1 protein-coding gene and 2 pseudogenes are annotated in these 1,391 nt (G+C 39.1%); all 3 read right to left on the reverse strand.

What is annotated here, in order from left to right; genetic code table 11:
- Window positions 1–189 (reverse strand): annotated as a pseudogene (locus BBW68_RS19125) (hypothetical protein); the annotation flags it as partial.
- Window positions 186–326, reverse strand: coding sequence for a hypothetical protein (locus BBW68_RS18775; protein ID WP_186821292.1), 141 nt, complete (start codon window positions 324–326; stop codon window positions 186–188). The pseudogene BBW68_RS19125 and the gene BBW68_RS18775, both read right to left, overlap by 4 nt.
- Before the next feature lie 291 nt (window positions 327–617).
- Window positions 618–1,283, reverse strand: a pseudogene (locus tag BBW68_RS20580) (replication initiation protein).
- Window positions 1,284–1,391: the final 108 nt, after the last annotated feature.

The following is a 1,391-nucleotide window of genomic DNA, read 5'->3' on the forward strand; positions in this document are numbered from 1 at the left end:
CAGATTCCTAACCATGAACTCAGATGCTGCCGCCTCTGGATCATTCACTGGACTGGCAACGAGCGCTGCACGCCAGAAGAATCCGGTCAGCGCCATGTTCAGGTTTCCACAATCTGAGCAGGCAAAGCGAATATCCGGACGACCGAGAGAGTCATGCACATGTCTGTTGATACAGAAGGTGTATTTCATGCAACACCCCCAACGATACGAAGGTGCTGACGCTGACGGGGAGTCAGGTATTTTGATGTATTGGCAAAGCGAACGAGTTCGCGGCGGGTATAACGATAGCCTTTCTTTACGCGCAGCAGCGCGGTACTATTTTTCATAGCTCACCTCTTGGTTATGCAAGTGTGTGGGTTAGCTGGCTGTCTGGGTTGCCTCCCATTCAGCTGGCGTTAATTTTGTTTTTTTGATCCTCTAAATCCTTTTGGTATCTCAGTGTCAGGAATGCACGGAGAGTTAATACCATTATGGATTTTTAGGCTGTAATCATCTTTTTTACTGACATTGCAGGTTTTAAACCATCATCTTCGTATTCATACGAAATACAAACTTTATGCGCTTTCCTTCCTTTTCGCTCAGTGATTGTCACTTCGATTTTTGAAAATTCAGTAACTTCAATTATTTTTTATTGATCTATCCAAGAATTGACTTTTAAGGAATTTGAACTGCTGATATGTTTCATGTTTATTTATTCCTAAATTAATCCTCAAAACATCAATATCTATCTCGAAATATTTTTTCTTTCCAGCACTGATTTGCTTTCTAAGGTATTGATACAAGTTACTTGCATTTGTATCAGTTAGGCGTATGGAGCTTAACAGAACCTGTGTTGTGTAATCTTTTTCAAGCATGCAGATATATGGTTCAACTTGTCGACTAAATCTAACTTGGACAATTGCTTCATTATCTACATAACTACAAGAGTCTGTGATATGTAATGATCGTACTCCACGCCAGCTCTTTTCTTTTTCAAAAAACTTACTAGGACGCTTTGCAAAAGCTTTTAATAATTCTTCCTGTGGTATTTTTAATGACTACTCATGAAGCTGTTCTGCTCCCTTTTTTAACTGTTCGTAAGCTGTATCAATATCAATACCACACAACTTCGAATAAGATTTCTCAGAAACTTCAAATATTCTACCTTCCTCTATCAGAGGCTTAGTGTCGATTTGCGCCATAATCAGGAACAAAGTTCTCCTGGCTGGCAACGGCATCGATGCAAAAGTTTGATTAATCCCATTTCGATGCCTAATTTTTGTCTTTTTAGTCACAGTAAGCACTTCTTGTTGTCCTATAATCAGACAGTAAAACAAAACTACCAAGAGAAATAAAGGTTGTCAAAAAAAAGGAAATCCGATAACCATTTAAATTTGGGGCTGTCCTAGATA

It is taken from the genome of Candidatus Erwinia dacicola (assembly GCF_001756855.1).
GTDB lineage: Bacteria > Pseudomonadota > Gammaproteobacteria > Enterobacterales > Enterobacteriaceae > Erwinia > Erwinia dacicola.